General features: G+C 62.1%; 22 protein-coding genes and 3 pseudogenes. 16 read left to right on the top strand and 9 right to left on the bottom strand.

All coding sequences use genetic code 11. From position 1 onward, the window contains the following. The 5 genes from EOA24_RS04620 to EOA24_RS04600 form a co-directional block, all read left to right on the top strand. Positions 1-1,003, top strand: a 1,003-nt coding sequence (locus EOA24_RS04620; RefSeq protein WP_133374459.1) for a hydantoinase/oxoprolinase family protein, incomplete at its 5' end; no start/stop codon positions are given. Positions 1,004-1,017: 14 nt separating this feature from the next. After that, positions 1,018-3,213, top strand: a complete 2,196-nt coding sequence (locus EOA24_RS04615; protein ID WP_127409645.1) for a hydantoinase B/oxoprolinase family protein — start codon at positions 1,018-1,020, stop codon at positions 3,211-3,213. Positions 3,214-3,219: 6 nt separating this feature from the next. After that, complete coding sequence (locus tag EOA24_RS04610) at positions 3,220-3,726, top strand: acetone carboxylase subunit gamma (RefSeq protein WP_126078827.1); 507 nt, start codon at positions 3,220-3,222, stop codon at positions 3,724-3,726. Between the two features lie 7 nt (positions 3,727-3,733). Further along, complete coding sequence (locus EOA24_RS04605) at positions 3,734-4,504, top strand: glucose 1-dehydrogenase (protein WP_126078826.1); 771 nt, start codon at positions 3,734-3,736, stop codon at positions 4,502-4,504. Positions 4,505-4,522: 18 nt separating this feature from the next. Further along, positions 4,523-5,350: an SDR family NAD(P)-dependent oxidoreductase gene (locus EOA24_RS04600; protein ID WP_126078825.1), complete on the top strand. Its 828-nt coding sequence runs from the start codon at positions 4,523-4,525 to the stop codon at positions 5,348-5,350. Positions 5,351-5,412: 62 nt separating this feature from the next. Here EOA24_RS04600 and betI read toward each other — a convergent pair whose 3' ends face one another. Beyond that, on the bottom strand, positions 5,413-6,051 hold the full coding sequence (betI, locus tag EOA24_RS04595; RefSeq protein ID WP_126078824.1) for a transcriptional regulator BetI: 639 nt from the start codon (positions 6,049-6,051) through the stop codon (positions 5,413-5,415). A gap of 111 nt (positions 6,052-6,162) precedes the next feature. Between betI and EOA24_RS04590 the strand changes: the two genes are divergently transcribed. The 5 genes from EOA24_RS04590 to EOA24_RS04570 all read left to right on the top strand — a co-directional run bounded on the left by EOA24_RS04590 (position 6,163) and on the right by EOA24_RS04570 (position 12,253). After that, positions 6,163-7,200: an alcohol dehydrogenase catalytic domain-containing protein gene (locus EOA24_RS04590; RefSeq protein ID WP_189343221.1), complete on the top strand. Its 1,038-nt coding sequence runs from the start codon at positions 6,163-6,165 to the stop codon at positions 7,198-7,200. A 102-nt stretch (positions 7,201-7,302) separates the two neighbouring features. Beyond that, positions 7,303-8,244, top strand: coding sequence for an ABC transporter substrate-binding protein (locus tag EOA24_RS04585; protein ID WP_126078822.1), 942 nt, complete (start codon positions 7,303-7,305; stop codon positions 8,242-8,244). Between the two features lie 92 nt (positions 8,245-8,336). Further along, the gene (locus EOA24_RS04580; protein WP_127409643.1) at positions 8,337-9,398 is read left to right on the top strand and encodes a betaine/proline/choline family ABC transporter ATP-binding protein; all 1,062 of its coding nucleotides are present in this window, start codon (positions 8,337-8,339) and stop codon (positions 9,396-9,398) included. Then, positions 9,395-11,506 carry an ABC transporter permease subunit gene (locus EOA24_RS04575; RefSeq protein WP_126078820.1) on the top strand — a complete coding sequence of 704 codons (2,112 nt, stop codon included), beginning with the start codon at positions 9,395-9,397 and terminating at the stop codon, positions 11,504-11,506. Before EOA24_RS04580 ends, EOA24_RS04575 begins: the two co-directional genes overlap by 4 nt. 360 nt (positions 11,507-11,866) lie before the next feature. Beyond that, a complete protein-coding gene (locus tag EOA24_RS04570; protein WP_126078819.1) occupies positions 11,867-12,253 on the top strand; it encodes a hypothetical protein in 387 nt (128 codons plus the stop codon). A gap of 470 nt (positions 12,254-12,723) precedes the next feature. Here the strand turns inward: EOA24_RS04570 and EOA24_RS04565 are convergent, their stop codons facing one another. After that, positions 12,724-13,329 carry a beta-propeller fold lactonase family protein gene (locus EOA24_RS04565; protein ID WP_245491011.1) on the bottom strand — a complete coding sequence of 202 codons (606 nt, stop codon included), beginning with the start codon at positions 13,327-13,329 and terminating at the stop codon, positions 12,724-12,726. On the opposite strand from EOA24_RS04565, the pseudogene EOA24_RS44050 reads away from it, so the two are divergent. Both EOA24_RS44050 and EOA24_RS04555 read left to right on the top strand, forming a co-directional pair. Then, positions 13,282-13,581 (top strand): annotated as a pseudogene (locus tag EOA24_RS44050) (hypothetical protein); the annotation flags it as partial. The gene EOA24_RS04565 and the pseudogene EOA24_RS44050 sit on opposite strands and share 48 nt — an antisense overlap. Positions 13,582-13,892: 311 nt before the next feature. Then, positions 13,893-14,558 (top strand): annotated as a pseudogene (locus tag EOA24_RS04555) (amino acid ABC transporter ATP-binding protein). A gap of 81 nt (positions 14,559-14,639) precedes the next feature. Here EOA24_RS04555 and EOA24_RS42830 read toward each other — a convergent pair. The 6 genes and pseudogenes from EOA24_RS42830 to EOA24_RS41415 form a co-directional block, all read right to left on the bottom strand. After that, a pseudogene (locus tag EOA24_RS42830) lies at positions 14,640-14,765 on the bottom strand (YeeE/YedE family protein); the annotation flags it as partial. A 223-nt stretch (positions 14,766-14,988) separates the two neighbouring features. After that, complete coding sequence (locus tag EOA24_RS04545) at positions 14,989-16,152, bottom strand: mandelate racemase/muconate lactonizing enzyme family protein (RefSeq protein ID WP_127255336.1); 1,164 nt, start codon at positions 16,150-16,152, stop codon at positions 14,989-14,991. Between the two features lie 175 nt (positions 16,153-16,327). Continuing rightward, positions 16,328-17,257 (bottom strand): ABC transporter permease, encoded by a 930-nt coding sequence (locus EOA24_RS04540; protein WP_245501758.1) that lies wholly within the window; start codon positions 17,255-17,257, stop codon positions 16,328-16,330. A 65-nt stretch (positions 17,258-17,322) separates the two neighbouring features. Continuing rightward, positions 17,323-18,282 (bottom strand): ABC transporter permease, encoded by a 960-nt coding sequence (locus tag EOA24_RS04535; protein WP_127255338.1) that lies wholly within the window; start codon positions 18,280-18,282, stop codon positions 17,323-17,325. Then, positions 18,279-19,805 carry a sugar ABC transporter ATP-binding protein gene (locus EOA24_RS04530; RefSeq protein ID WP_126078813.1) on the bottom strand — a complete coding sequence of 509 codons (1,527 nt, stop codon included), beginning with the start codon at positions 19,803-19,805 and terminating at the stop codon, positions 18,279-18,281. Before EOA24_RS04530 ends, EOA24_RS04535 begins: the two co-directional genes overlap by 4 nt. A gap of 58 nt (positions 19,806-19,863) precedes the next feature. After that, positions 19,864-20,040 carry a hypothetical protein gene (locus tag EOA24_RS41415; protein ID WP_189353860.1) on the bottom strand — a complete coding sequence of 59 codons (177 nt, stop codon included), beginning with the start codon at positions 20,038-20,040 and terminating at the stop codon, positions 19,864-19,866. 4 nt (positions 20,041-20,044) lie between these two features. Here EOA24_RS41415 and EOA24_RS04525 point away from each other — a divergent pair, with 4 nt between their 5' ends. From EOA24_RS04525 to EOA24_RS04510, 4 genes are all read left to right on the top strand, one after another. Then, the gene (locus EOA24_RS04525; protein ID WP_127409642.1) at positions 20,045-20,347 is read left to right on the top strand and encodes a hypothetical protein; all 303 of its coding nucleotides are present in this window, start codon (positions 20,045-20,047) and stop codon (positions 20,345-20,347) included. A 72-nt stretch (positions 20,348-20,419) separates the two neighbouring features. Further along, entirely contained in the window at positions 20,420-20,920 is a 501-nt protein-coding gene (locus tag EOA24_RS04520) for an ATP-binding cassette domain-containing protein (RefSeq protein WP_189353857.1), read from the top strand. Positions 20,921-20,993: 73 nt separating this feature from the next. Then, positions 20,994-21,917, top strand: coding sequence for an ATP-binding cassette domain-containing protein (locus tag EOA24_RS04515; RefSeq protein ID WP_127409640.1), 924 nt, complete (start codon positions 20,994-20,996; stop codon positions 21,915-21,917). 35 nt (positions 21,918-21,952) lie between these two features. Continuing rightward, positions 21,953-22,921, top strand: coding sequence for an ABC transporter permease (locus tag EOA24_RS04510; protein ID WP_189343218.1), 969 nt, complete (start codon positions 21,953-21,955; stop codon positions 22,919-22,921). A 105-nt stretch (positions 22,922-23,026) separates the two neighbouring features. On the opposite strand, the gene EOA24_RS04505 is transcribed toward EOA24_RS04510, so the two are convergent. Continuing rightward, positions 23,027-23,971: a DSD1 family PLP-dependent enzyme gene (locus tag EOA24_RS04505; protein ID WP_245467337.1), complete on the bottom strand. Its 945-nt coding sequence runs from the start codon at positions 23,969-23,971 to the stop codon at positions 23,027-23,029. Between the last annotated feature and the right edge of the window lie 829 nt (positions 23,972-24,800).

Here is a 24,800-nt window from a genome sequence, read left to right as displayed (position 1 = left end):
GGGCGGCACCGAGCCGACCATCGCCGATTGCGATGCCATCCTCGGCCGTTTGAACCCGCATTACTTCCTCGGCGGCAAGGTCGTGCTTCAGGTCGAGAAGGCGCGCAAAGCCTTCGAGGAGAAATGCGCCCGGGTGCTCGGCGTCGGCGTCGAGGAAGCCGCCGAAGGCATGATCGACATGCTGGAGGCCGACGCCAACAACGCTTTGCGTCGCGTCATCTCCGGACAGGGCATTCACCCATCTGAATTCACGCTCCTCTCCTACGGTGGCTCCGGACCGCTGCATTTGGCCGGCTGCTCCAGGGGCATCGGCTTCAAGGACATCATCACCTTCCAGTTCGCCGCAGCCTTCTCAGCCTTTGGCTGCACCACCGCCGACTTCATGCGCCGGCATTCGGTGTCGACGCAGATCGATATTGGCGCGCGCGCCAGCGACGACGAATTGCAGGCCTTCGGCGCAAAGGTCACTTCCGTCTGGGATGACCTGACCAAGGCCGCGGTCGACGAGATGGTTGCCGACGGCCATGCGCTCCCAAAGATCAAGACCGTGCCGTTCCTGATGATGCGCTACACCGGCCAGCTCGAGGACGTCGAGGTGGTGGCGCCACTTTCGGCGGTCGGTTCGGCCGACGATATGCGCGAGGTCATCGCCGAGTTCGAGGCGGTCTACGCCAAGGTCAACCACCGCGTCTCGCGCTATGGCGAAGCCGGTTTCTCGATCACCGAGCTAGGGCTGATCGCTACCGCCGACAAGGTCAAGCCGATGCTGGTCAAGCGACCGCTCGGCAAATCCGACCCGGCGTCGGCCCATAAGGGCGTGCGCGAGGCCTATATCGGCGGTCGCTGGCACAAGGCCGATCTCTACGAGATGGATTTGCTGCAGCCCGGGCATGAGGTCACCGGCCCGGCGATCATCGAACACCCGGCGACCACGCTGGTCGTCCATCCGCAGGATCGCGTCCATGTCGATGAATGGACGCTGCTTCACTACACCCACGCTTGAGAAGGGCGAACGCCATGCTGGACAACCCCGCCTCTGCGCTCCGCATCCGCGAAAGGCTGCTCGAATCCGAACGGCTGATGGAAGAGACCGGCTGCTATGACGGCATCACCGAGCTCAAGCTGCGCAACCAGGACCCGCTGAAGTTCGAGACGCTGCACACCAAGCTGCGCGCCTATTGCGTGTCGGCGCGCGAGATGGCGCGTCGCATCTCCGCCTCGCCCGGCGTGCGCGAGGTCGGCGAGATGGTCGTCGCCATCTACACGTCGGAAGGCGACGCCATCGCGCTCTCCAACGGCATCATGGTGCATGTGCACACGATGAGCCGCTTCATCAAATGGATGATCCGCAACGGCTACGAGGAGAACCCGCAGATACGCGACGGCGACATCTTCGCCAACAACGACGCTTTCATCGGCACCGTGCAGGTGCCGGACGTGATGGACGTGGTGCCGATCTTCCACTCCGGCAAGCTGGTTGGCTGGGCGGGCGCCGTCTGCCACGAGTTGGAGGCCGGCGGCATCACGCCGGGCGGTGACGTGGCGCTGGCGCAGGAGCGCTTCACCGAAGGCCTGTTCGTCTGCGCCGAGAAGGTCGGCGAGAATAACGAGCTCAGGCGCGACTACGTCATCCGCTGCGAGCGCAATCTCCGCATGCCGATCTACTGGGTGCTGGATGAGAAGGCCAAGGTCGCCTCCTGCATCGACATGCGCGAAAGCGTCAAGGCGCTGATCGACGAGATCGGCCTCGACTACTGGATGCAGGTGTCGAAGGAGTTCATCGAGGAGGGCCGCCGAGCTCAGCTCGCCCGCACGCGCCAGCTCACCGTGCCCGGCATCTATCGCGGCCACACCTTCTACGGCCACGTCACCAAGGGCAAGCCGGGCTATCAGCCGCTCGGCGATCCCGACTGGCTCTACAACATCCCGATCGAGATGGAGATCACCACCGACGGCAAGATCGTCATGGACTTCGAGGGCACGCAGCCCTGGGGCTACCATTCGATGAACTGCACGCCGGCCGGCATGGATGGCGGCATGTTCGTGACGCTGACCCAGCACATGAATTTCGAGGGCCTGGTCAATGATGGCGCCTGGATGGCCACCGAGCTGAAGCTGCCGCACGGCACCTGGACCAATCCTGACAACGAGATGGTTGCGACGGCCACCTCCTGGGCGCTGCTTCTGCCGGCCTATGGCGTGTTCCAGCGGCTCTTGTCGCGCTCCTTTATCGCGCGCGGCTTTGTTGAGGAGGCCTTTGTCGGCCAGGTCAACAGCCCGATGATCGAGATGGGCGGCACCAGTCAGTACGGCACGCCCTTCGGCATGGCGCATTTCGAATGCGCCGCCGCCGGCTCCGGCGCGTTGGCCATCAAGGATGGGCTCGACACCGCCTATGTCGGCTGGAATCCGGAATCCGACATGGGCAACATCGAGATATGGGAGCAGAACATGCCGATGCTCTATATCGGCAGGTCGATCGTTCCCAACTCCGGCGGCGCAGGCAAATATCGCGGCGGCTGCTCGTTCCTGTCGACCTGGCTGGTCTCGAAGACCGATCATCTGCGGCTGGTGACGTCCGAACATTCCTCGCGGGTGTTCGACAATGGCGGTCTCTGCGGCGGCTATCCCGCGCCGACCTGCCAGAAGCATCGCGCGGTGCGCCACTCGAACATCTTCGAGCTGGCAGAGAATGGCGCGCCGCTGGCGCATCATACTGGCACCAATCCGTATCGTTCGGAGCTGGAAGTTCGGCTGGAAGGCGAGCATGTGACGATGGAGGGTCCATATATCACCGCGCCGCATAAGACCGGCGATGTCTTCACCCATTCCTACAATGGCGGCGGCGGTTACGGCGACGTGCTGGAGCGCGATCCGGTGAAAACCGCCTGGGATGTCGAGAATGGTTTCCTCACCAAGGAAGCCGCCGAAGGCATCTTCGGCATCGTGCTCGACGAGGACGAGGAAGGTTTTCCGGTCGCCAATCTGGACGCCACCAAACGCCATCGCGCCGAGATGCGGGCAAAGCGGCTGGCGCGTGCAAAACCGGTTTCGGAGTGGATTGCCAAGGAGCGCGAACGCGTGAAGACGTCCGATTTCGCGCCTGAGGTGAAGAAGATGTATGCCAGAGCGATCAAGCTTTCTGCGCGCTTCGCCAGGGATTTTTCGACTTTCTGGGATGTCGACGCCAAATCGACCCTCGGCGTGGAGTAAGAGACCATGACCTCATACAGCAAGGAAGTCATCGCCGATCTGGTTTCCGGCACGCTGCCCTGGCCGCAGACGCGCCGCATCATGAGCGCCTACAAGGATGACGACCGCTTCTTCAAATATGTCGCGGTCCTGCAGGAACGTGTCGGCTGGAAGGATCCGATCCTGCTCCCCGTCGGCGACCATCTCTTCATCTGCCAGAGCGGCGACGAGCGGGTGACGAAATGCGAATGCGGCCACTCCTTCGGTGACTATCGCAAGAACTGGAAGCTGAAGGCGGCGATCATCGTGCGAGACACAGAGGAATCGCTGCGCGAGATCTATCCCAACAGCGACCTGCCGGATCCGGACTGGATGGAAATCCGCGAATTCATCTGCCCGCAATGCGGCACACTGCACGAGGTCGAGTCGGCCGCCCCCGGCTACCCCATCGTGCATGATTTCGAGCCCGATCTGGAAGGTTTCTACCGCGATTGGCTGGGCAGGCCGTTGGAGCCGTTGAACAAGGGAGGCTGATGCCGCAATGGGCCGCGTGGCAGGCAAGGTGGCGTTCGTTACCGGGGCCGGTCTCGGCCTCGGACGGGCGTCGTCGCTCTTGCTGGCATCGGAAGGCGCCAGGCTGGTCGTCAGCGACATCGACGAGGCCCTCGCCGGCGATACGGCGGCGGAGATCGCCAAGGCTGGCGGCGAGGCGTTGGCGCTGCGCCACGATGTCTCGAAGCCTGAGGATTGGTCGTCCGTCATGGCGGCGATCGAGCAGCGCTTCGGGCGGCTCGACGTGCTGGTCAACAATGCCGGCATTGCGATTGCCAAAAACATCGAAGACACCTCTATAACCGAATGGCGGCGCACCATGGCGGTCAATCTCGACGGCGTCTTCCTCGGCTGCCAGGCAGGCATCAAGCTGATGAAGAAATCCGGCGGCGGCTCGATCGTCAACCTGTCCTCGATCGACGGCATCATCGGCGAGGCCGATCTTGCCGCCTATTGCGCCTCCAAGGGCGGCGTGCGCACGCTGACCAAAGCGGTCGCCGTGCATTGCGCCGAGCAGCGCTACGGCATCCGCTGCAACTCCATCCATCCCGGCTATGTCTGGACGCCGCAGACCGAGAATTATCTGCGCGACCTGGGAAAACTCGAGCAGGAGAAGGCCAAGGCGCTTTCCCGTCACCCGATTGGCTTCCTCGGCGAGCCCAACGACATCGCTTACATGGTCCTCTATCTCGCCTCAGATGAATCCAAATTCGTCACCGGTTCCGAAATGGTCGTCGATGGAGGCTATCTTGCAGTGTGAACACGGAGACCGCTTGCGATGACCAACCTCACCGGCCGCAGCGCCATCGTCACCGGCGGCTTTTCCGGCATGGGCTTTGCGATAGCGACGGCGCTTGCCGAGGCCGGCGCCAATATCGCGGTCGGCTCCTATGTTGCGCCGCCACAGGCCGGCAGGACGGACGCGGCCTATTATCCCGGCGCGGAGGAGATCGAGCGCGTCCGCGCGGCACTCGGGGCGCACGGCACCAAGGTCCATGCAGCGCATCTCGACGTCCGCGACAGCGCGCTCACCAACCTCTTCTTTGCCGAAGCCCAGGCGGACGTCGGTCCCGCCGACATCCTCGTCAACGCCGCCGGCACGACCGCCGAGCAGCCCGTCTGCGGCCATTCCGACGAGCTCTGGGACAAGATCGTCGACACCAATCTCACCGGCGCCTTCCGCACGACGCGCGCCGTGCTGCCCGGCATGATCGAGCGCGGCTGGGGCCGCATCGTCAACATCGGCTCGACCGCGGCGTCCGTCGGCTGGAAGGACAATCCTGCCTATTGCGCTTCCAAGGCCGGCCTGCTCGGCCTGACCCGTTGTGTTGCGCTGGAAGGTGCTGCGCACGGCGTCACTTGCGTCATGATCAGCCCGACCTGGGTAGAGACCGAGCTGATGCGCCGCAACGTCGCGCAAGTGGTGGCGCGCGAGGGCAACGGCCGCAGCGTCGAGGAGGCGATGGACGAATTCCGGAAAGGCAATCCCCAAGGGCGCATGCTGCAGCCTGAAGAGATCGCGGCGCTTGCCGTCTTCCTCTGTTCGGATATCGCCAAGGGGATCACCATGGAAAATATCCAGATCACCGGCGGAGCTTTATGGTGACGTCCAATCCGGCAAGGAGCGTTTTCAACCGCTCGCTGCCGGCGAGGGGGTCGACAGGGATGTCACGCCGCCTGCGGCTGAAGCCGCTTCAGCTTCGACACCATACCCGCGCCAAGCATCTTTTCCGAATATTCGACGAGCAGCGCTCTCGCCTCCAGATGCGAGATGTCGTCGTCGGAATGGCCGCGCCGCAGCCAGAAGCCGTCCAGCATGGCGGCGAAGCCGCGCACGAAATGGTCGATCTCCTCTCTCGACCACAGCGGCGAAAGCGCCGAGCCGATGTTCGACCGCAGCCGCTTGTAGAACAGCTCCTGCAGCCGGGCATAGCGCGGATTGTGCGCGGCTTCCGCGTAGAAGGAAATCCAGGCGTTGGCCGTGCTGCGCTCGAATTTCTCCGCCGGAAAATTGCCGTCGACGATGGCCGTCAAGCGATCCCAACGGGTCTCGGCCTGGCGCAGATTGACCACCACCGCGTCCATCAGGACACGGTTGGCGTACCGCACCATCTCGAACAGTACCTGGTCCTTGTTCTTGAAATAATAGGTCAGGATGCCCTGCGACATGCCGGCCTCATGGCAGATGCGGGTCGTCGTCAGGCCCTTGAGTCCGTCGCGCAGGAAGATGCGGTGCGCCGCCTCGATCAGCTCGACCCGCCTGATGTCCTCGATGCGGGTGCGTTGTTTTTTCGTCCTGGTCGCCATGGGTTTCGTATATCCGACGAGATTTTTGTACGCTCTAACAAATTTTTGTATTGTCATATGATTTTGACAGGCCTAGGCTGCGAAGGCAAGCAGATGCCGGACGGACTATCGATGACGTCGCACACACAAACGATGCGGGCCGCGGTCCTAGGCAGCTATGGCGAGCCGCTCGAGGTCACCAGCGTGCCGCGTCCCGTCGCCGGCCCCGGTCAGATATTGGTACGGCTTCAGGCTTGCGGCGTCTGCCATACCGACGTGCATATCTGGCGCGGCGAGAGCATTCCGCTGCACGCGCCTTCCCCCTTCGTCATGGGTCATGAGGGCATCGGCCGCGTCGAGGCGATCGGCGAGGGCGTCGGCGGCTGGTCGCTCGGCGATCGTGCAGGTGTGCCCTGGATCCACGACACCTGCCGCCGTTGCGATGAATGCCTGGACGGCTACGAGTCCTTTTGCCAGCATCATCGCGCGCATGGCTTGAACGTGCCCGGCGCCTTTGCCGAATATGTCGTCTGCGACGCGAGCTTCGCGGTGGCGCTTCCCGAAGCCATCGATCCGGTGACCACCGCGCCGGTGATGTGTGCCGGCGTCACCGCTTACGGCGCTGTGAAACGGGCGGGGCTGAAAGCTGGCGAAAAATGCATCGTCTTTGGCTGCGGCGGCCTCGGCCTCTATGCCGTGCAGATTGCCGGCCGGCTCGGCGTCAGCGTGTTCGCGGTTGATCGCGATCCGGCGAAGCTGGAGATCGCTCGCCGCTACGGTGCCGTGGAAACCGAAATCGCCGACAGCGGCCTGCCCTCGCGGCTGGCGGCGAAGAGTGAAAAATATCACGCCTGCATCAACTTCGCGCCGACCACCGCCACCTGGGACGCCATGGTCGCGGGCATCCGGCCGCGCGGCAGGATCATCGCCGCAGCCATGGTCTTCCAGCCGGTGCCGCTCATCCAGGAATGGCTGACGGCCACCGGCGTCCTCATCACCGGCACCAGCGTCGGCACAAGGCAGGAGATGCGCGAGCTGGTCGCCATGCACGCGGATAAGCCGCTTGAAACGACGGTCGAGGTCATCGCGCTGGAAGACGTGTCGGCAGGACTTGTCGCTCTCGAACGGGGCCAGTCGAAAGGGAGGTACGTCATCAGCTTTGCGCGATAACGGAATTCTCCGCGGCCAGGGGAGTGGCGCGGAAAGAGGCTAGCGGCAGCCTCGCCATCAAGGATGAAACTCGAACCACAACATCCAGACAGGGGAACGATCATGCCGAATAGAATTAACAGACTGAGAAATGCAGGAATTGGCCTGGCTCTGGCGTTTGCCGCCACGACGCCCGGCCTCAGCGCCGAGCTCGGCGCCAAGGAGGAGCCGATCAAGCTTGCGATGCTGGAATGGACCGGCGCGCATGTCTCCACCCACATTGCCGGACAGCTCTTGGAGAAGCTCGGCTACAAGGTCGAATACGTCACCGCCGGCAACTTCCCGCAGTTTTCCGGTCTCGCCGACGGCTCGCTCAGCGCCTCGGTCGAAGTGTGGATGAACAATGTCGGCGACATCTATCCGAAGACGCTCGCCGCCAAGCAGATCGAGGATATCGGCAAGCTCGACCTGAAGACGCGTGAGGGCTGGATCTACCCCAAATTTATGGAGACGATTTGCCCCGGCCTGCCCGACTGGACGGCGCTCAACAAGCCGGATTGCATCAAGGTGCTGTCGACGCCGGAAACCGCGCCCAATGCGCGCTTCCTCGACTATCCGGCCGACTGGGGCTCGCGGGCCGCCACGATCCTTGCCGACAACAACATGCAGTACACCGCCGTTCCCTCCGGTTCCGAGGGCGCGCTCGTGGCCGAGCTCGAAGCCGCTGAGGCGGCCAAGACGCCGCTGGTGATGATGTTCTGGGGGCCGCATTATGCGCTGGCCGAAAACGACGTCGGCTGGGTCACCATGCCGCCCTGCAAGGAGCAGACCAACGAGCACTGCATCACCCCGCCGGATGTCGACAAGATCGTCTGGTCGGGCTTCGGCGCCAAATGGCCGGCCGCCTATGCCTTCCTCAAGGCATTCAAGATGGACGCCAGCGAGCAGGAGAAGATGATGCTTGCCGTCGACAAGAAAGGCGAGGACCTCGACGCCGTGGTCAAGGCTTGGATCGACAAGAACGAGGCAGTGTGGAAGCCTTGGGTCGACGGCGCCAAGGGCTGATCGACCTGATGCCTCGATAAGGCTGAAAGGCAATCGATGCCCGGCTTCCGCGGCGCGCGGAGCCGGGCAAGCAAGTCGCATGGATAGCTCCGATGACCCCCGCCTCACGTCCGATAAAGCTTGCCTGCCGCAATGTCTGGAAGGTCTATGGCCGGCGTCCGGACTATTATTTCGACTCGCGCGGCTATGTGATCGACCCCGATGCGCTGGCCGAGCGTCTGCGCGCCGAGGCGCATCTGCCGGCCGTGGTCGATGCCAGCTTCGAGGTGGCGACCGGCGAGATCTTCGTCATCATGGGCCTGTCCGGCTCCGGCAAGTCGACCCTGGTGCGGTGTCTGTCGCGCCTGGTCGAGCCGAGCGCCGGCGAGATCCTGCTCGACGGCAGGAACCTGCTCGCCGCCAGTGGCAAGGAGCTCACCGAGCTGCGCCGCCACGCCATGGGCATGGTGTTCCAGAATTTTGGCCTGCTGCCGCATCTGAGCGTGTTGGACAATGTCGCCTTCCCGCTGAAGATCCAGGGCAAGCCGGCGAAGGAGCGCGAGGCCCGCGCCCGCGAAATGATCGCGCTGGTCGGGCTCGAAGGCCGCGAGACGTCCTTCCCGCACCAGCTTTCCGGCGGTCAGCAGCAGCGCGTCGGCATCGCCCGCTCGCTCGCGGTGGGGCCGGAGCTGTGGTTCCTCGACGAGCCGTTCTCGGCGCTCGATCCGCTGATCCGCAAGCAGATGCAGGACGAGTTCCTGCGCCTGCAGCGCATGCTGAAGAAGACCATCATCTTCATCACCCACGATATCGCCGAGGCCTTCCGCCTGGCCGACCGGCTGGCGATCATGCGGGCGGGCAAGATCGTGCAGATCGGCCGCCCGGCCGACATCGTGCTCAACCCTGCCGACGACTATGTCGCGCAGTTCACCGAGGACATGCCGCTGCTGCGCGTCATCACGGCCGGCGACATCGCCGCGCCGGCCAATGGCGCGGCGCTGCCGGAGCGCAGCGTCGCCGCCGACACCAGCCTCGAGGCGCTCATCCCGCAGCTTGCCTCCGGCGTGGGTGCCTTCGCCGTTCCCGGTGCGGTTGACAGCCCGCCGGCGGTGCTCAGCGCCGGCGCGGTGCTTGCGGTGCTGCAGCGCGAGCAGGCGAGGCGCAAAAGCTCATGACGGCGCCGGCCGCGATCGCACCATCCGCGCAAAGGTTCGTCATCGCGCCGGCCCTTGTTCCCTGGTGCGCGCTGGCCGTGCTGACGGCGCTTTGCCTGATTTTGAAAACCGAGTTTCCCTGGCTAGTCAATTTCCCCAAGGAATGGACGCTGCCGCTGGCCTCCTACATCAACGCCGTGACCAACGTGGCCGTCGCCGTCATCCAGCCGGGGTTCCGGGCGCTCTCAGCCTTGCTCGATGCGCCGATGCGCGGCGCGCGACTGGTTCTCGCCTGGCTGCCCTGGCCGGCCGTGATGCTGGCGATTGCCGTCCTTGCGCTGAAGTCGAGTGGCGAGCGGCTGGCGATCTTTGCGCTCGCCACGCTCGCCTACATCCTGCTCGCCGGCTACTGGCCGCAGAGCATGAACACGCTTGCGCTGGTGCTGCTGGCGGTGCCGATCTCGACCGTGCTCGGCTTCCTGCTTGGCGTTCTGGGTTACGCTCTTCCGCGCTGGCGTCCGGTGCTCAACGGCGCGCTCGACCTGATGCAGACGGTGCCGGCCTTCGCCTACCTCATCCCGCTGCTCTTGCTGTTCGGCTTCGGCCCGGTGGTCGGGCTGATCGCCTCGGCGATCTATGCGACGCCGCCGATGGTGCGCAACACGATGCTCGGATTGGACCGGGTGCCGGCGGCGATCAGCGAGGCCGGCTTGATGAGCGGCTGCACGCGCCGCCAGCAATTCTGGCAGGTCGAGGTGCCGACGGCGCTGCCTCAACTTCTCGTCGGCTTCAACCAGACGACGATGGCGGCGCTGTCGATGGTGATCGTCGCCGCCATCATCGGCGGCTTCGAGGATATCGGCTGGGAAGTGCTGTCCTCGATGCGCAAGGCCGAGTTCGGCCAGAGCATCCTGTCCGGCCTGGTGATCGCACTGCTCGCCATCCTCATCGACCGCCTCACCATCGGCTTCGCCAAGGCGCCGGAAACCGGACCGACGCGCGTCATGCGCTGGATGACGCCGCGCTGGCTGGTGCTGTCTCTGACGATCGCGCTGGCTCTGGCCGTCGTCATCCGGCTGGCCGCGCCCGATGCGACGCTTTTGCCGGAAACGGGGCTGCGCATGCAGATGGGCGCCGTGAACCAATGGCTGCTGGGGCTGGTGCGTGACTATGCCTGGTTCTTCAACGGCGTTCGCAACGCCGTGCTTTACTGCTTGCTTCTGCCGATGCGCGTCGGCATTTCGGGTTCGGCGACGCCGGCAATGTGGGGCTTCTCGCTGCCACCGTGGGCCCTGGCCGTCTATGTCGTCCTGGTACTGGCCTTGGCCGTTCTGGCCGCGCGCCGCCTCGGCTGGCGGGCTGCGGTCGCGGTGGCCGCCGCCGGCCTCGTTCTCTACACCGGCTTCCTCGATCTGCCGTGGCCTGTCTTTATCCTTGCCGTCGCCTTGCTTGCCGCCCAGGTAGGCGGGCCGCGGCTCGGCCTCTTCGCGGTGGCGGGCTTCGGGCTGATCCTGGTCAACGGCCTATGGCCGCAACTGGTGCAATCGCTCTACCTCTGCACGCTGGCGGTGCTGCTTTGTCTTCTGGTCGGCGGCGCGCTTGGTGTTTGGGCGGCGCATAGTGAGCGGGTCTCCCGCGCCCTGAAGCCGATCTGCGACGCGCTGCAGACCATGCCGCAATTCGTCTTCCTCATCCCGGCGCTGATGTTCTTCAAGGTCGGCGAGTTCACGGCGCTGATCGCCATCATGCTCTACGCCATCGTGCCGCCGATCCGCTATGTCGAGCATGGCTTGCGGCATGTGCGCGCCGATGTCGTCGAGGCGGTCGAGCAGATGGGCGCGACGCCGCTGCAGACGCTGCTGCAGGCCAAATTGCCCCTCGCCTTGCCGGTCGTCATGCTCGGCCTCAACCAGACCATCATGGCGGCGCTGTCGATGCTGGCCATCGCCGCTCTTGTCGGCACGCGCGACCTTGGCCAGGCGGTCTATGTCGCGCTCGGCAAGGCTGATGCCGGCATGGGCCTGATCGCCGGCCTGTCGATCGCCTTCCTGGCGATCCTCGCCGACCGACTGATTCAGGCTGCCGTAGCGGGGACGACCTCTACCGTCTGGACGGCACACATGCCATAACGCCGACATGCAGCGCCGAGCCATGATTGTGGTGTTAGGAGCGCCTCGATTACCACCACTCTTGGCATAACGGGGCCAGCGCCACGTCGGCTTCATCCGTCCACCTCTGCTTCCGGCCCGAAAGCAGACTGACTGCCAAGCGCCTCACCACAGCCATTGGAGCGAGCCCGCCGGGGTCCTAGAAGCGGACCATTAGAACGGTCCTAGCCAGCTCATGGACGCCGTTGCAAACCGCTGCTGCTTTCGAGAGCGGTTAATAGAAAGCCTTTTCCCTCGACAAATGAAATCCAGCGGACCGCATCCGGACATCAAACACCTCGGCGTGAAATAAGACCCCCTCCACGACATAATGTTCCATCGTTGAGCTTCGTCGGCCCCAACGAATTGCCCAAGCGCGACACTGGTTTTGACAATGCACAGCCTCTCTTGCAGGAGAGGAAGGACAACGAGAACGCGCGCTTCGAATCTCTCTCGCGTCAGCAGCTTGAAGGTGGCAAGGGCCTTATCTCAAGGCGGAAAGGGCAGGATATGGAGAAAGCACAGATGGCCGCCTATCGCTCCGCCGCCACTTGGATCGAAACGGCTCTTGACTGCTTTGTCGAGGCCGCTGAGCGGATGCCCGAATATACATTTCTCGCCGAGCACCACTCTGCGCATGACGCGCCGCGTACACCGGCCGGCGACTTGGTGGCAGGCGTGCTGGAAAGGGAAAGGTGCCGCAGCTTTCCTGAGCGTCGGAATGACTGACTGGCTGATGCTTTCAGAGACCAACCGTCCAGTTGGCCCTTGGCATCCTCATCGGCCGGTCACGCTCGAGCGACACAGCTTCGATCACCTCGGCCGCTGCCTTCAGAACCAGATCTGCAGAGCGCTCGACCTCATCGAGCCGCCTCATAATCCGGAGGCGGAGACGCACGAGTTGGTGAAGCTCGGAACGCCTCTCGCCAATGGTCAAAGCTTCAAAACGCAAAACACTTACTCGGCACGCGGTACAAGCGGCTATGGTCGCTCAGACCAGTCGCCACCGCGAGATCGCCATCTGGCGAAACGCCTCCACCCTTTAGCGTACTCCGAGAGCCGATGGGCGTCACAGCCCGAGCGTTTCGAAACCGTTGCACGGTCGATGCCTGATCGCTCGAGTTCATTCAGAAAGCCGTCGCGGCGGCCTGCTCTACATCGTCCTGTGTGAAGAAAGAGCGGATTTAAAACTGACGGGTCTACCAACCGTTTATGAAGATGACGATTGCCGCCAGATTTTGACGCGCATTGGCGTGCCGGCAAACGTCTGGCTGATCTTCCGAAGCGATCCGCTGCTCACGTCGCGTTCGAAAACCACCAACGAACTGGTGCCCTGATTGGCAACAATCAAATATCGCACCGACGATATGATAGCAAAGTTGCGCGGCAATTCTCCGCCCGAATAGATGTTTTCTTTTAGCGCAAACATGGCTCGTTTCGTGGTCAACTTCAAATACGGCAATACTATTATGCCCTCTATTGGAAAAATACAAGAAACGCTCATCTGGAGATAGGTGAATATCCGCGCTGCTATTTTGACCACGGAAGCTTGCCGGCAAAGTGCTTGCCGTCATGCGTCGATTGAGTGAACCGTCCAATGAATCAAAATCGTATTGGCTTACACTGGACGCGATCTCATCAACAACATAGCCCGTCATCCCATCTTTTCGAAAAATGAAGTGGCGGGGACCTGAGCCTTTTGGGGTCGATACGAATTGCTTCGGTGTCTCGCGAAGACGACCCCAGTCCAGCCTCGTCGCGCTTGGTCGCGGAATTTCGAGCAGTGGCTGTTCAGCGCAGACCATATCGGCCTGCGTTACGGAATCGATTGCGAAGAGGCGCAATCACCAAAGCTTTCTCCCGGTATGCGCGGAATCGTGCTTCTGCTCCTCTGCCTTAAATTGGACGATGCTGACGATCTCTCGCTTATTGTCGACCAGCCGGAGGAGAATTCCGATCCGAAACCCATTCTGGATGAACTGGTCGGCCTCTTCCAGGCGTCGAAGGCGAAGTGGCAGGTTATAATCCTCAAGCTGTTTCAGTCAGCGCATCTCGTCGGGCAGCAGAGGCCTCCGCAAGAACTCCGGCCAATCTGGCTCTGGATGGAGAATTGAGCGAACTGCCCCGTGAGAGGCTCGGAGAGATCGCCGCGCTGGATGCGCGCGTATTCGGAACAGACCGTGCGAGATACTTGCGTTGCTCGCATAGGATGCCCCCAATTGGCACATTGAGCCGTGGCGGAGATTGTTGGCTATTCCAAGTGTCGCGAGTTCGGGCGCGGCTTTGTGATTGACCTCGTCGTACCCCGAAATGACCAGCGCACGGTGTCTCGCGGCCGCCCATCTGCAAACCCTTCGGCGCCCTGGAGGTGCTTAAGGGCGTAAGCTTCGACGTACGCAAGGGCGAAGTGATCTGCATTATCGGCCCGTCCGGCTCGGGCAAGTCGTCGCTGATCCGCTGCATCAACGGGCTCAACAACATCCAGAAGGGCTCGATCAAGGTCGAAGGACAGGAGGTGAACGACCCGAAGCTAGACCTCCTCGCGCTGCGCAAGAAGGTCGGCATCGTCTTCCAGCAATACAACTTCTTTTCACACAAGACATCATAATGGCACCGGCCCTGGTGCTGAAAGAGCCGAAGAGGGAACGTAGAGGAACGCGCCCGTGCGCTGATCGCCAAGGTCCGCCTGCAGGGCAAAGAGGATACCTATCCGGGAGAGCTTTCGGGCGGTCAGCAGCAACGCGTGGCGATCGCGCGCAGTTTGGCCATGCGTCCGGCCGTCATGCTGTTCGACGAGGTCACGGCAGCGCTCGATCCGGAGACGGTGAAGGAGGTGTTGCTGACGATCAGGGAACTCGCGGCCGAGGGGATGACCTGCATCCTCGTCACCCATGAGATGGGCTTCGCCCGCGAAGTCGCTGACCACGTCTATTTTACTGATCACGGCGTAATCGTGGAGCACGGGCCGCCGACTGAGTTCTTTACCAAGGCGAAATATCCGAGAACCAGACAGTTCCTCAGCCAAATTCTATAAGACCGTAAAGTTTGGGTTCCACCGACAAGGTTCGATCCAGCCGGCCTGATTGGCGAGCGGACTAATCCCAGGGCCTATCCAACCCAAGGCTGACGCGGTCAGTCCCGATATCCTGGCGATACCGCGGTTCAGCAGCAGGTACAGTGCCGCCGAAAGGCCAATGAGGAGGCCGCCTGATAGCGGCCAAACGACGTTGAGGTCGGACATAGGAGCCAGTTCGTTAGGGGAAGCGGACGACGACTGATGACCGCCGATCTTGAGCTTGAGCCCCTCCCTCGTTGTGGCGGAGATGATTTGCGTCGTGGATCATCCAAGACCATAGCCGGAGCACCTTTCTCTCCAGTACCCTCAAGAACTCCACATTTGCATGTTCACGATCGCCGACGCTCGTTGAAAGCGAATAAGAGGTACCGTGCCATCAGGGCCAGTTCTAGTGCAATTGTCGGAAGACCGTAAACAGTTCGGCCTTCTTTTCAAAGCCGACACCTGGAATATCCGGTAGCCCGAGATAGCCGTCTTCCACGGCAATGCCGTCGGCAAAGCCGCCAAAGGGCTGGAAAACGTCCGGATAAGATTCGTTGCCGCCCAGATGCATGCCCGCGGCGATGTTAAGCGACATCTGATGGCCGCCATGCGGCACTACGCGTCGTGAGGACCAGCCAAGCGCCTTTATGATCTCCAGCGTGCGGAGATAATCAACCAGGCCGTAGGAGAGGGCGCAGTCGAACTGCAGATAGTCGCGGTCGGGCCGCATGCCGCCATGGCGCAGGAGGTTACGCGCATCCTGATGCGAGAAAAGGTTCTCGCCCGTCGCCATCGGGCCGTCATAGTGGCGCGTCAGTTCCGCCTGTAGCGCGTAGTCCAGCGGATCCCCAGGCTCCTCGTACCAGAACAGGCGGTACGGCCGGATCGCCTCGGCATAGGCGATGGCGGTCTTCAGGTCGAAGCGTCCGTTGGCATCCACAGCCAGATATTTGCCCTCACCGACCACCTCCAGAACGGCCTCGATGCGGCGCAGATCCTCATCCAGCGGCACGCCGCCGATTTTCATTTTCACCACCTTGTAGCCGCGGTCCAGATAACCTCGCATCTCCGCCTGAAGCTTCGAGTGGTCCGTGCCAGGATAATAATAACCACCGGCCGCGTAGACCCAAACCTTCTCGTCCGCCACGCCTGCCCGGTAACGGTCCGCCAGGAGGCGCCACAGCGGAACGCCGGCGATCTTGGCGACGGCGTCCCAGACGGCCATGTCTATGGTGCCCACCGCCACGGACCGTTCGCCGTGGCCACCAGGTTTCTCGTTGGTCATGAGAGTCTTCCAGATTGCGAACGGGTCGAGGTTATTCTGCTGATGGTCAATGAGCGTTTCCGGATCGGCGCCAAGAACTCGCGCGAAGAAACGGTCGCGCATTAGGGCGCCCTGTCCATATCGGCCATTCGAATTGAAACCGTAGCCAACCACAGGTTTGCCGTCACGTACGACGTCGGTGATCACGGCGACGGCCGAGCAAGTCATTTTGGAAAAGTCGATGTAAGCGTTGGCGATGGGGGAGGCAATCGAGACTGTCTTTTCCCTGATGTCCACGATGCGCATGTTTGGTCCTGTCCTTCGAGTGGCGCTGCCGCCGCCTTGCAGTAAGTGGCTGCCTGCGAAATCGCCTGTGCAGTTGGCTTCGTTCTTCGATGGCTTCCGCGATGGCTCGGGCAGCCTCCTCGTAAGTCCTCGAGCATCATCCAGACGTCCAGACCTTCCGATCTAACTGGCGCCCTCAGATGTCGCCGTTCTTGTCGGTGAGGCCGTGGATCAGCAACATGACCAGGATGATTGCGCCGAAGACTATTTGGCGTGCGGCGGGGGGCATCTGCATCACGGAAAGGATCGACGACAGAAGCGTGATGAAGAGAGCCCCGACGAAGGTGCCGATATAGTTGCCTCGACCGCCTTGAATCGAGGTTCCCCCGATTACCACGGCCGAGATGACCGGCATGAGATAGGGGTCCCCCATACCCTGATAGGCCTGGTTGGTGTAGCCTAGCAGGAGGATGGCGCCGAAACTGGAAAACAACCCTGCAAGGACGAAGGTTGCCACTCTCACCAGATGAACCCGTGCCCCGGCAAGAAACACGGCACGTCGCGAATTGCCGAGCGCATAAAGGTAGTTTCCATAAACGGTCCGTTTGAGCATCCAGACGGTGATCGCTGCAAGGACGGCCCAAACGAGAAAAGCATTGGGGACGCCGAAGCTCCTGCCGGTCGCCGCCTGGGTTGCCAGCCAGGGGACTTCACCGTTGGGGCGGCTGTTGCCGGTGTAGAAAACCGCGGCGCCCAGCAGCATGGCGTTGACGGCCAGCGTCCAGACCATCGCAGGAACGCGAAAGATGGCGACACCGATGGCGTTCAAAAAGCCGACCGCCATGCCGAGGCACAGACCCAGCGGAATTGTCAGGCTGGCGACCAGGGGATTGGAGCTGCCGGAGGCCGAGATGACGACAATCGCCGTCCCCGTGATGGTCCACGGTACTGAAAGGTCGATCTCGCCGAGCAGGATCACCATCATGGCGCCGGTGGCGATGATGCCAAGAAAGGCGGCGATCTGAAGCTGCTGCAACAGGTAGCCGGGCTTCAGGAAGCCGGGATACAATAGCGAGCCGCCCAGAAGCAGAGCGACGCAGCCTAGGGCGATCAGCAGGACCGACATCCGGTCCCGGTTGAGCCAGCGGGGTGATTTGCGTGGCGTAACGGTTCGCTCGGTTGCATCAGTCATCAGCGGTACAGCTCAAGCCGGCTGCGCACCCGGAAAACGCCAAGCGCGCCGAGTGCAATTGCGGTTGCCAGGATCAATCCCTCGAAGAACGGTTGCGCCAATGGGGGCAGTCCGGAGAAGAACATCAGCGACGAGATGGTCTTCAGGATCAAAGCGCCGATCACGGCGCCGATGGGGCTACCCGCGCCACCGCTCAGCGCAACGCCGCCCAAAACGACGGCGGCAATCGAGTTCAGCGTGTAGGACGGCGCGATGTTGGGATCACCAGTGAGCGTGACCATGCTGACATAGATCCCGGCAAGGGCCGCGATGAAGCCGCTGCTGCTATAGGCGACGAGCTTGAGCCGATTCACGCGAAGGCCGGTCATGTAGGCTGACTGTTCCGACGACCCGACGCCATAGAGGCCCAGCCCGACGGTCGTGCGGCGCAAAAGGACCAGCAATACGACGAGGACGACGGCAAGAATGACCGCCGAGACGGGGATGCCCGCCACCGCATAGGTGAGCGCGTCCGACATCGTCTCGTCGATTCTGCCTCCAGGCGTTGGCCGCAGAAGCAGGGCGATGCCGCTGAAGATGCCACCTGTCGCCAGGGTGGCGACAATCGGCTGCACCCGGCCATAGACGACCGCGATCCCGTTCACCAGCCCGCAGGCCGCCCCGACAGCGAGCACAGCCACCATGCCAAGGGCAATCGACGCTGGAGACGCGTTGAAAACGAAGGACGCCACCACGTTGGTCAGCGCAACGACGGATCCTACCGACAGGTCGATCCCCTTGACCAGGACGACAAAGAACTGGGCGATCGCGGCAAGCCCAAGCAGCGTCCCCTCGTTCGACCAGATGGTAACCACATAGGTTGAGAAGCCGCGTGGATGAATGGCGATATAGACGGCGAAAAGCACCACGAGAGCGAGCTCGGCAATTGCTTCCCTTGCATTTTGACGAAGCCAGGTCATGACATTTGGGCCCGAGCGTGAAGATGCACGTTCATTGAGGCGGCGATGAGCGCGTCGGCGGACAGCTGATCGCCCTTCAGTTCCTTTGCCACGCTGCCCCGGTAGAAGACATAGACCCGGTCGCACAAATGGATAAGCTCCTCATAGTCGGTCGACTGCAGGATCACCGCCATTCCTTCGGCCGCCAGATCGGTGAGCAGCCTGTAGATCTGGGCCTTGGTCCCGAGGTCAATGCCGCGCGTCGGGTCCATCAGCAGCAGACATTTGGGCGACAGCACCAACCATTTGGCCAGCACCACCTTCTGCTGGTTGCCGCCCGACAGCGTTGCAACGGGATCCTCGAGCGAACCATAGGTCAGGGCCAGGCGTTCGATGAGTTGCCGCAGCCGCGCATCGCTGTTGCCGTTCAGGTCGAGCAAGCCGAATGGCGCCCGCCCGAGAGCCGCCAGACGCATGTTCTGGGCAACCGACATGCTGGGGATCAGCCCCTCTGTCTTGCGATCCTCGGGCACAAGCGCCAGACCGATATCGGATTGTTTCAGCCTCGGCGGCTTCAGCCCGTTCAGTCGCTTGCCATTGAGGTCGATGCGGCCCGTCACTCCGCGCAACACACCGAAGACGGCATGCATGATCTGCTGCTGGCCCTGCGCGTCCAAACCGCCGAGCCCGACGATTTCACCGGCGCGCGCGGCCAGCGATACATTGACGAGCTGGCTTTGCCAGCTCACGTCAGATACATCCAGAACGGTGATCGCTGTGTCGGGCACAGGTGGGCGACGCGGCGGGAAGAGTTCTTGCAGCGAGCGGCCAATCATGAGGCCCACGATCTGATCCGTCGTGCGCGCGCCGACGTCGAAGGTCTCGATATGTCTGCCGTTGCGGAAGACGGATATGCGGTCGGCGATGGCGTAGACCTCATGCATGCGATGTGAGATGAAAAGGATCGCGACACCCTGCGCCTTCAGCATCCTGAGGACACCGAACACCGTTTCGACGAGCTCGCTGGTCAACGCCGAGGTCGCCTCGTCAAGAATAAGAAGCTTGGGCTTGCGGAACACGGCTTTCGCGATTTCCACCAGCTGTCGCTCCGACAGGGAAAGGCCAGAAACGCGAGCGCCGAGCGGGATTGACGTGGCACCAACCAGGTCCAACGCCTCGCGCGCCTCTCGATAGACGCCACGCTCCACCAGTCCCATCCGGGTGCGCGGGGCGGCAAGCACGATATTGTCGCCAACCGAAAGGTGCGGCATCAGCGACAGTTCCTGGAACATGCAGACAGTGCCCTGTTTGGCCGCGTCGCGCGGGGAAGAGAAGCGCACCGTCTGCCCGCCGATGGAGATCGTTCCGCTGTCCGGCTGGATGACGCCAGCCAACAATTTCATCAGCGTCGATTTGCCCGCGCCGTTCTCGCCGAGAATGGCGTGCACGCGTCCCGGTTCGCAGCGGAAATCCACCTTTGTCAACGCCGGGACGCCGCCATAGGATTTCGACACCGATTTCAGTTCGACATAGCGATCGGCCATGCGCGCTCCGTTGCCGCACGATCTGGCCGGCGCAATGCCGGCCAGATCGTGTCACGGCTCAATTGGCGTTGTCGGCCGTCTGGCCCTGCAGCTCATCCGGCGTGAACACAGGGAAGCACTGCGGAAAGCCGGTGGCCGTGTAGAAGGTCTTCGGCAGGTCGGGGAAGAAGTCCTTGCCTTCGGCCAGATCGGCATTGTTCTTCTGGGGGATCGGCAAGAACACCTTCTGCGGCAACGCGTTGCCCTCCAGCAGCACGACTGTCGAAGCGGTGAAGTCCGGCGAACTGCTTTTCGACATCGGCGGTCATTGGCTTCAGGGCGGCTTCGCGCTGGTCACCCTTTTCGACCAGATCAAGGGCATTCCGGTGCCGCCTGGTGCCGACAACGTCAAGCTGAAGCTGCTGCCGCTGACCAAGGATCGGGTCGCGCAGTTTGAAAAGGATTTTCCAGGCGGCGTGCCCGCCTATGATTTCCGGCAGCACTCCCGCTTCTACAACAAGGACGCCAAGCCAGCCGTTTTCGAGATGCAATACAGCAACTGAACGGACGTTCGGCCTGCCTGCCGCCTTATGGTTGCAGGCAGGCCTCACCCTGATATTGGACGCGTTCGGTTCATGACGCTTACCGCGAGCAATTTGCATAAGAGCTACGGCCAGACACGTGCTGTGCATGACGTCTCGATTGAGCTGCGGCCGGGTACGGTTCACGCCATCGTGGGCGAGAACGGAGCCGGCAAATCGACGACCCTGCGCATGCTTGCCGGTGCCGAACGGCCTGACGGCGGCGAAATGACCTTGGATGGCGCAAGATACGCCCCACGAAGTGTCATCGGCGCGGCGGCCCTTGGCGTGTCGCTCGTCTACCAGGAAATCACGATCAACCGCTCATTGTCCGTTGCGGAGAACATCTTCATCGACCGCCTGCGGATGTTCGCCGGCCGCCTCGGTTTCATCGACCGCAGACGCATGGAATCGGCGGCGCAGGCGATCCTGGAGCGGATCGGCGCGCAGATATCGGTCTCATCGGATACAGGCAGTCTCAATCTCGGCGAGCTGAAATGCATCGAGATCGCTCGAGCTCTCTCGACAAGTCCGAAAAATTCTCCTCCTCGATGAATCCACCGCCTATCTGGATCATCGGGAGGTTCAAGCCGTCCTTCGCGTCATCGGCGAACTCAAGGCGCAGGGGATGACGATAGCCTTCGTTTCCCATCACCTCGACGAGGTGCTGGCCGTCGCGGACGAATTGACGATTCTCAAGGACGGCCAATTTGTCGGAACGTATCGCACGAGCGAGATCGTGCCGCGTGAAATTCATCGCCGCATGGTGGGGCGCGGGCTTGCGAAAAGCATCTATCCGCCACGGCCGGCAAAAGACCCGGGCAAGACCGAGCGGGATCCCGTCGTTCTCGAAGTCAGCGACGTCGCGGTTGGACGCGAGCTGAGCAACATCAGCCTGGATGTTCGCGCTGGCGAGATCCTCGGCCTTGCCGGATTGAAAGGCGCCGGCGCCGAAGCGCTGTTTGCGGCCATTTGCGGCGACTTGCCTTTGCGCCATGGCTCCATGAAGCTCGCTGGCGCCCGCTACGCGCCGTCGAGCCCGACTTTCGCATGGCGGCAGGGCGTGGCTCATCTGCCGGGCGACCGCAACAATGAAGGGCTGATTGCCGAGTTCAGCGTACTCGACAATCTGGTGATGGCCCGCCCGCCGCGTCATGGGCCGGTCTTCGATCGCGCCGCCGCAATCGCCATCGCGGGCGATCTCATCGCCCAGATCGGCATCAAGGCGCAAAGCGTCGATGCGTCCTGTCGTTTGCTCTCGGGAGGTAATCTGCAAAAGGTGGTGATCGGCAAATGCCTGGCCGTCCAGCCACGCCTGCTCCTGCTCAACAATCCTACGCGTGGGGTCGACATCGGCGCCCGCGCGGAAATCTACCGCATCATAAGGCAGATGGCGACGCAGGGCCTCGCCATAATCCTGTCCTCGGAAGACATGCCTGAACTGATCGGAATGTCAGACCGGCTGCTGGTGCTCCGACAGGGATATGTCACGCATCGCATCGAGACGGCAGCCGATGCCACCGAACACGACATCATTGGACATATGGCCTGACCATGGAAACGAACGAGACAGCCGGGACAACGGCGATGCCGAACGCGAGCGGCGAGCCGATCCGGAACGCAGGCAGGCTCGAACTCGTCAAGCGCAGCTTTCCGCTTGCCATGCTCGTTCTGCTGATTGTGATTTTCTCGATATTGTCGCCACGCTTCCTGACCTTCAGCAACCTTCTCATCGTGCTTCAACAGGGCACGGTGCTGCTGGTCGCGGCGCTGGGCATGACCTTCGTCATCATGGCGGGCTCGATCGATCTTTCGGTCGGCTCAATCGTCGCCCTCGCGGCATTGGTGACGGCGCTGACCGCAGATCGTCTCGGCGCCGCGGCAATCGTCCCGGCCATTGCCGTTGGCGCGGTTGCCGGCTGGATCAACGGCATGCTCCTCGCCAAGGGCAAGGTCCCGTCCTTCATAGCCACCATGGGAGCGATGGTGGTCTATCGCGGCATCGTGCTCCTTTTCACGCGCGGCGCTCCGGTGTCGATAGAGGACGAGCAATTCCTCAACGCCTATGCCGAACGCACTTTCGGCATTCCCCATTCGGTGATCATCGGCTTGGTGCTGACCGTGTTTGCCTATGGCATCATCAACAGGACAGTGTTCGGACGCGAGGTCCGCGCCGTCGGCGGCGGGGAACGCGTCGCTATGTTGACAGGCATTCAGGTCGCCCGCGTGAAGATCCTCATGTATGTGCTTCTAGGGACCCTGTGCGGCATCGCGGGATTGCTGCAGGGCGCGCGCGCCATGGCCGCCACCGCGCAACTCGGGGAGGGGCTTGAACTGGACGTCATTGCAGCTGTCGTGGTCGGCGGAACGCCTTTGACCGGGGGCGTGGGCAGTGTTGTCGGCACCATCCTGGGCGTTCTGATCATCACGCTGCTGTCGAATGGCATGAACATGACCGGCGTCGATCCATACCTTCAGAATATCGTCAAGGGGACGGTTCTGGTTTGTGCCGTCTTCGTCACCATCGATCGCAAGAAGATCGGTATCATCAAGTAGAGGCAATCGGCTTCGGATGGGCCGAAGATCACATCAGCTATCGTTGTCTTTGCGCGCCTCGTCTCCAGGCCATATCTTGTGGGGCCTCTGGAAGAACCGCGAGCATCATTGCATCATTCCGCGCGCCGCTACAGGAAAGACGCATTCGACCCGTTTGCCGCTCATGCCGACATACCAGTCATAGCGGTCGACCGTTGGATCGCAATGGCCGGGAACGAGGCGTAGCGTTTCTCCGATGGCAAGGCTTCCGGGATCCGAACGCAGGATGAGCGAACCGTGCTCATCCGATGCGCCGGCATAGTCGATATCCTGTCTGGCGTGAACGAGAGGAAGCCCGCTGTCGATGGCAATTCCCTTGTGGCCGCAATCCAGAACCGCGATGCCGGGACGGGCAGCACTCATGACGGTGCTCAACACGAACAGCGATTGTTCGAAATCGGGAGCGGGGCGATTTCGTGCATAGTCGGCATCCATGAACGCATAGGACCCAGCCTGCAACTCGTTGTAGACGCCGCTGGCTGCCTCGTGGGCAAAGGTACCCGTGCCTGCGCCGCCTATGATAGCGCATTCCAGCTTTTGCCGCCTGATCGCGGCGACAGTATCCGCCGTTCGCGCGGCAGCCTGGCCGATTGCGTCGCGTCGCTCCTGTTCGGTGCGCAGGTGCTGGGCGCGCCCTTGATAGGATTGCAGGCCGCCGAACACCAGATGGCGGCTTCTCGCTATGCGTACCGACAGCGCCGTGGCCGGTTCGCCGGGCTCCACACCGCAACGGCCGCCGCTGACGTCGATCTCGACCAGCACGGTCAACCGCGTGGCAGAGGATTCGGCAACTGCTTCGATCTGGTCGACCACGATCGCGCTATCGGCACAAATCGAAATCTTCGACATGTTGGTCAACGCGGCCAGACGCGCCAGCTTGCGGGAGGAAACGACCTCGTTGGAAACGAGGATGTCGCTGACCCCGCCCCAGGCAAGAACCTCGGCCTCCGCTGGTTTTTGCGCGCACTGGCCGTCCGGATGTGCCCGCCGCTCTGCCTGGCGATGGCGGATGTCGATGAGGTCGTGGACCGGTTCGAAAGAAGCTTCGCGGCTATCAGGACCCAGTGAGCTTCACCCCGTTTGGTAGCGGCACTGAGCCATGATAGAAGCGAACGTAAGCAGCCCGGTCGCAGTCGGGGCGTCAGGCACGTCGTCTTCACCTGTTGAATGTCCGTTATAGGTGAAGGGGCCTAAGACGCAGTCGGTCCGCTCTCCTCTTTATATTCAAGAAGGCGTCCGAAACCTTTAGGCTGCTGCATTTCCGATCGGGAAATTCACAATCCGAGCTGCCCAGCAAACCGTGTCGACGGCGTCCTCGCCGTCGCCGACTTTCCATGGCATAAAGCCCTTACCGGGCCGGTTGGTCAATTTCGTCATCGAGCATGCGGCGAATGGTGCATATGGCGTAACTTATTCGCAAGCTGCGGGCCTTGGCAGTCAGCGGGGCATGTTGTGTCAATTACATCAGTGACACCTAGATGTTTATGAGCCGCGAAAGGCGTAGCTTTTCAGGGTATCCAAGCCGCGACGAAGCATTGCACGACGGGCATCCGAAATACGCTATGCGCTTAAACCAAGTCCCTTTCCGAACGATTTGATGTCCGCACTGGAGACACTCCGAATGTGAGATATTCATTGTCTAGTTCGTCAGGGATCGGCAATAATACACCTTTGTACCGATTGGTGCCCGCCGATTCGCAGGTCTCAGCGGGCACCCATTGAACCAGCGATGAAGGGACTATGCTCGCCGGCGAGAAGCTCATCCTCGTCCCTCAGCCCGGCCGAGTAATTTGCCGGGTGACAGTGTTGACGGCGAGCCGCTGGATGCCTTGCTGGTTCT

Origin of the sequence: Mesorhizobium sp. M2A.F.Ca.ET.039.01.1.1 (assembly GCF_003998035.1) — a bacterium.
In the GTDB taxonomy this organism is placed as follows: domain Bacteria; phylum Pseudomonadota; class Alphaproteobacteria; order Rhizobiales; family Rhizobiaceae; genus Mesorhizobium.
The sequence above is the reverse complement of the archived record's forward strand: the minus strand, read 5'-3'. Positions and strand labels throughout refer to the sequence as shown.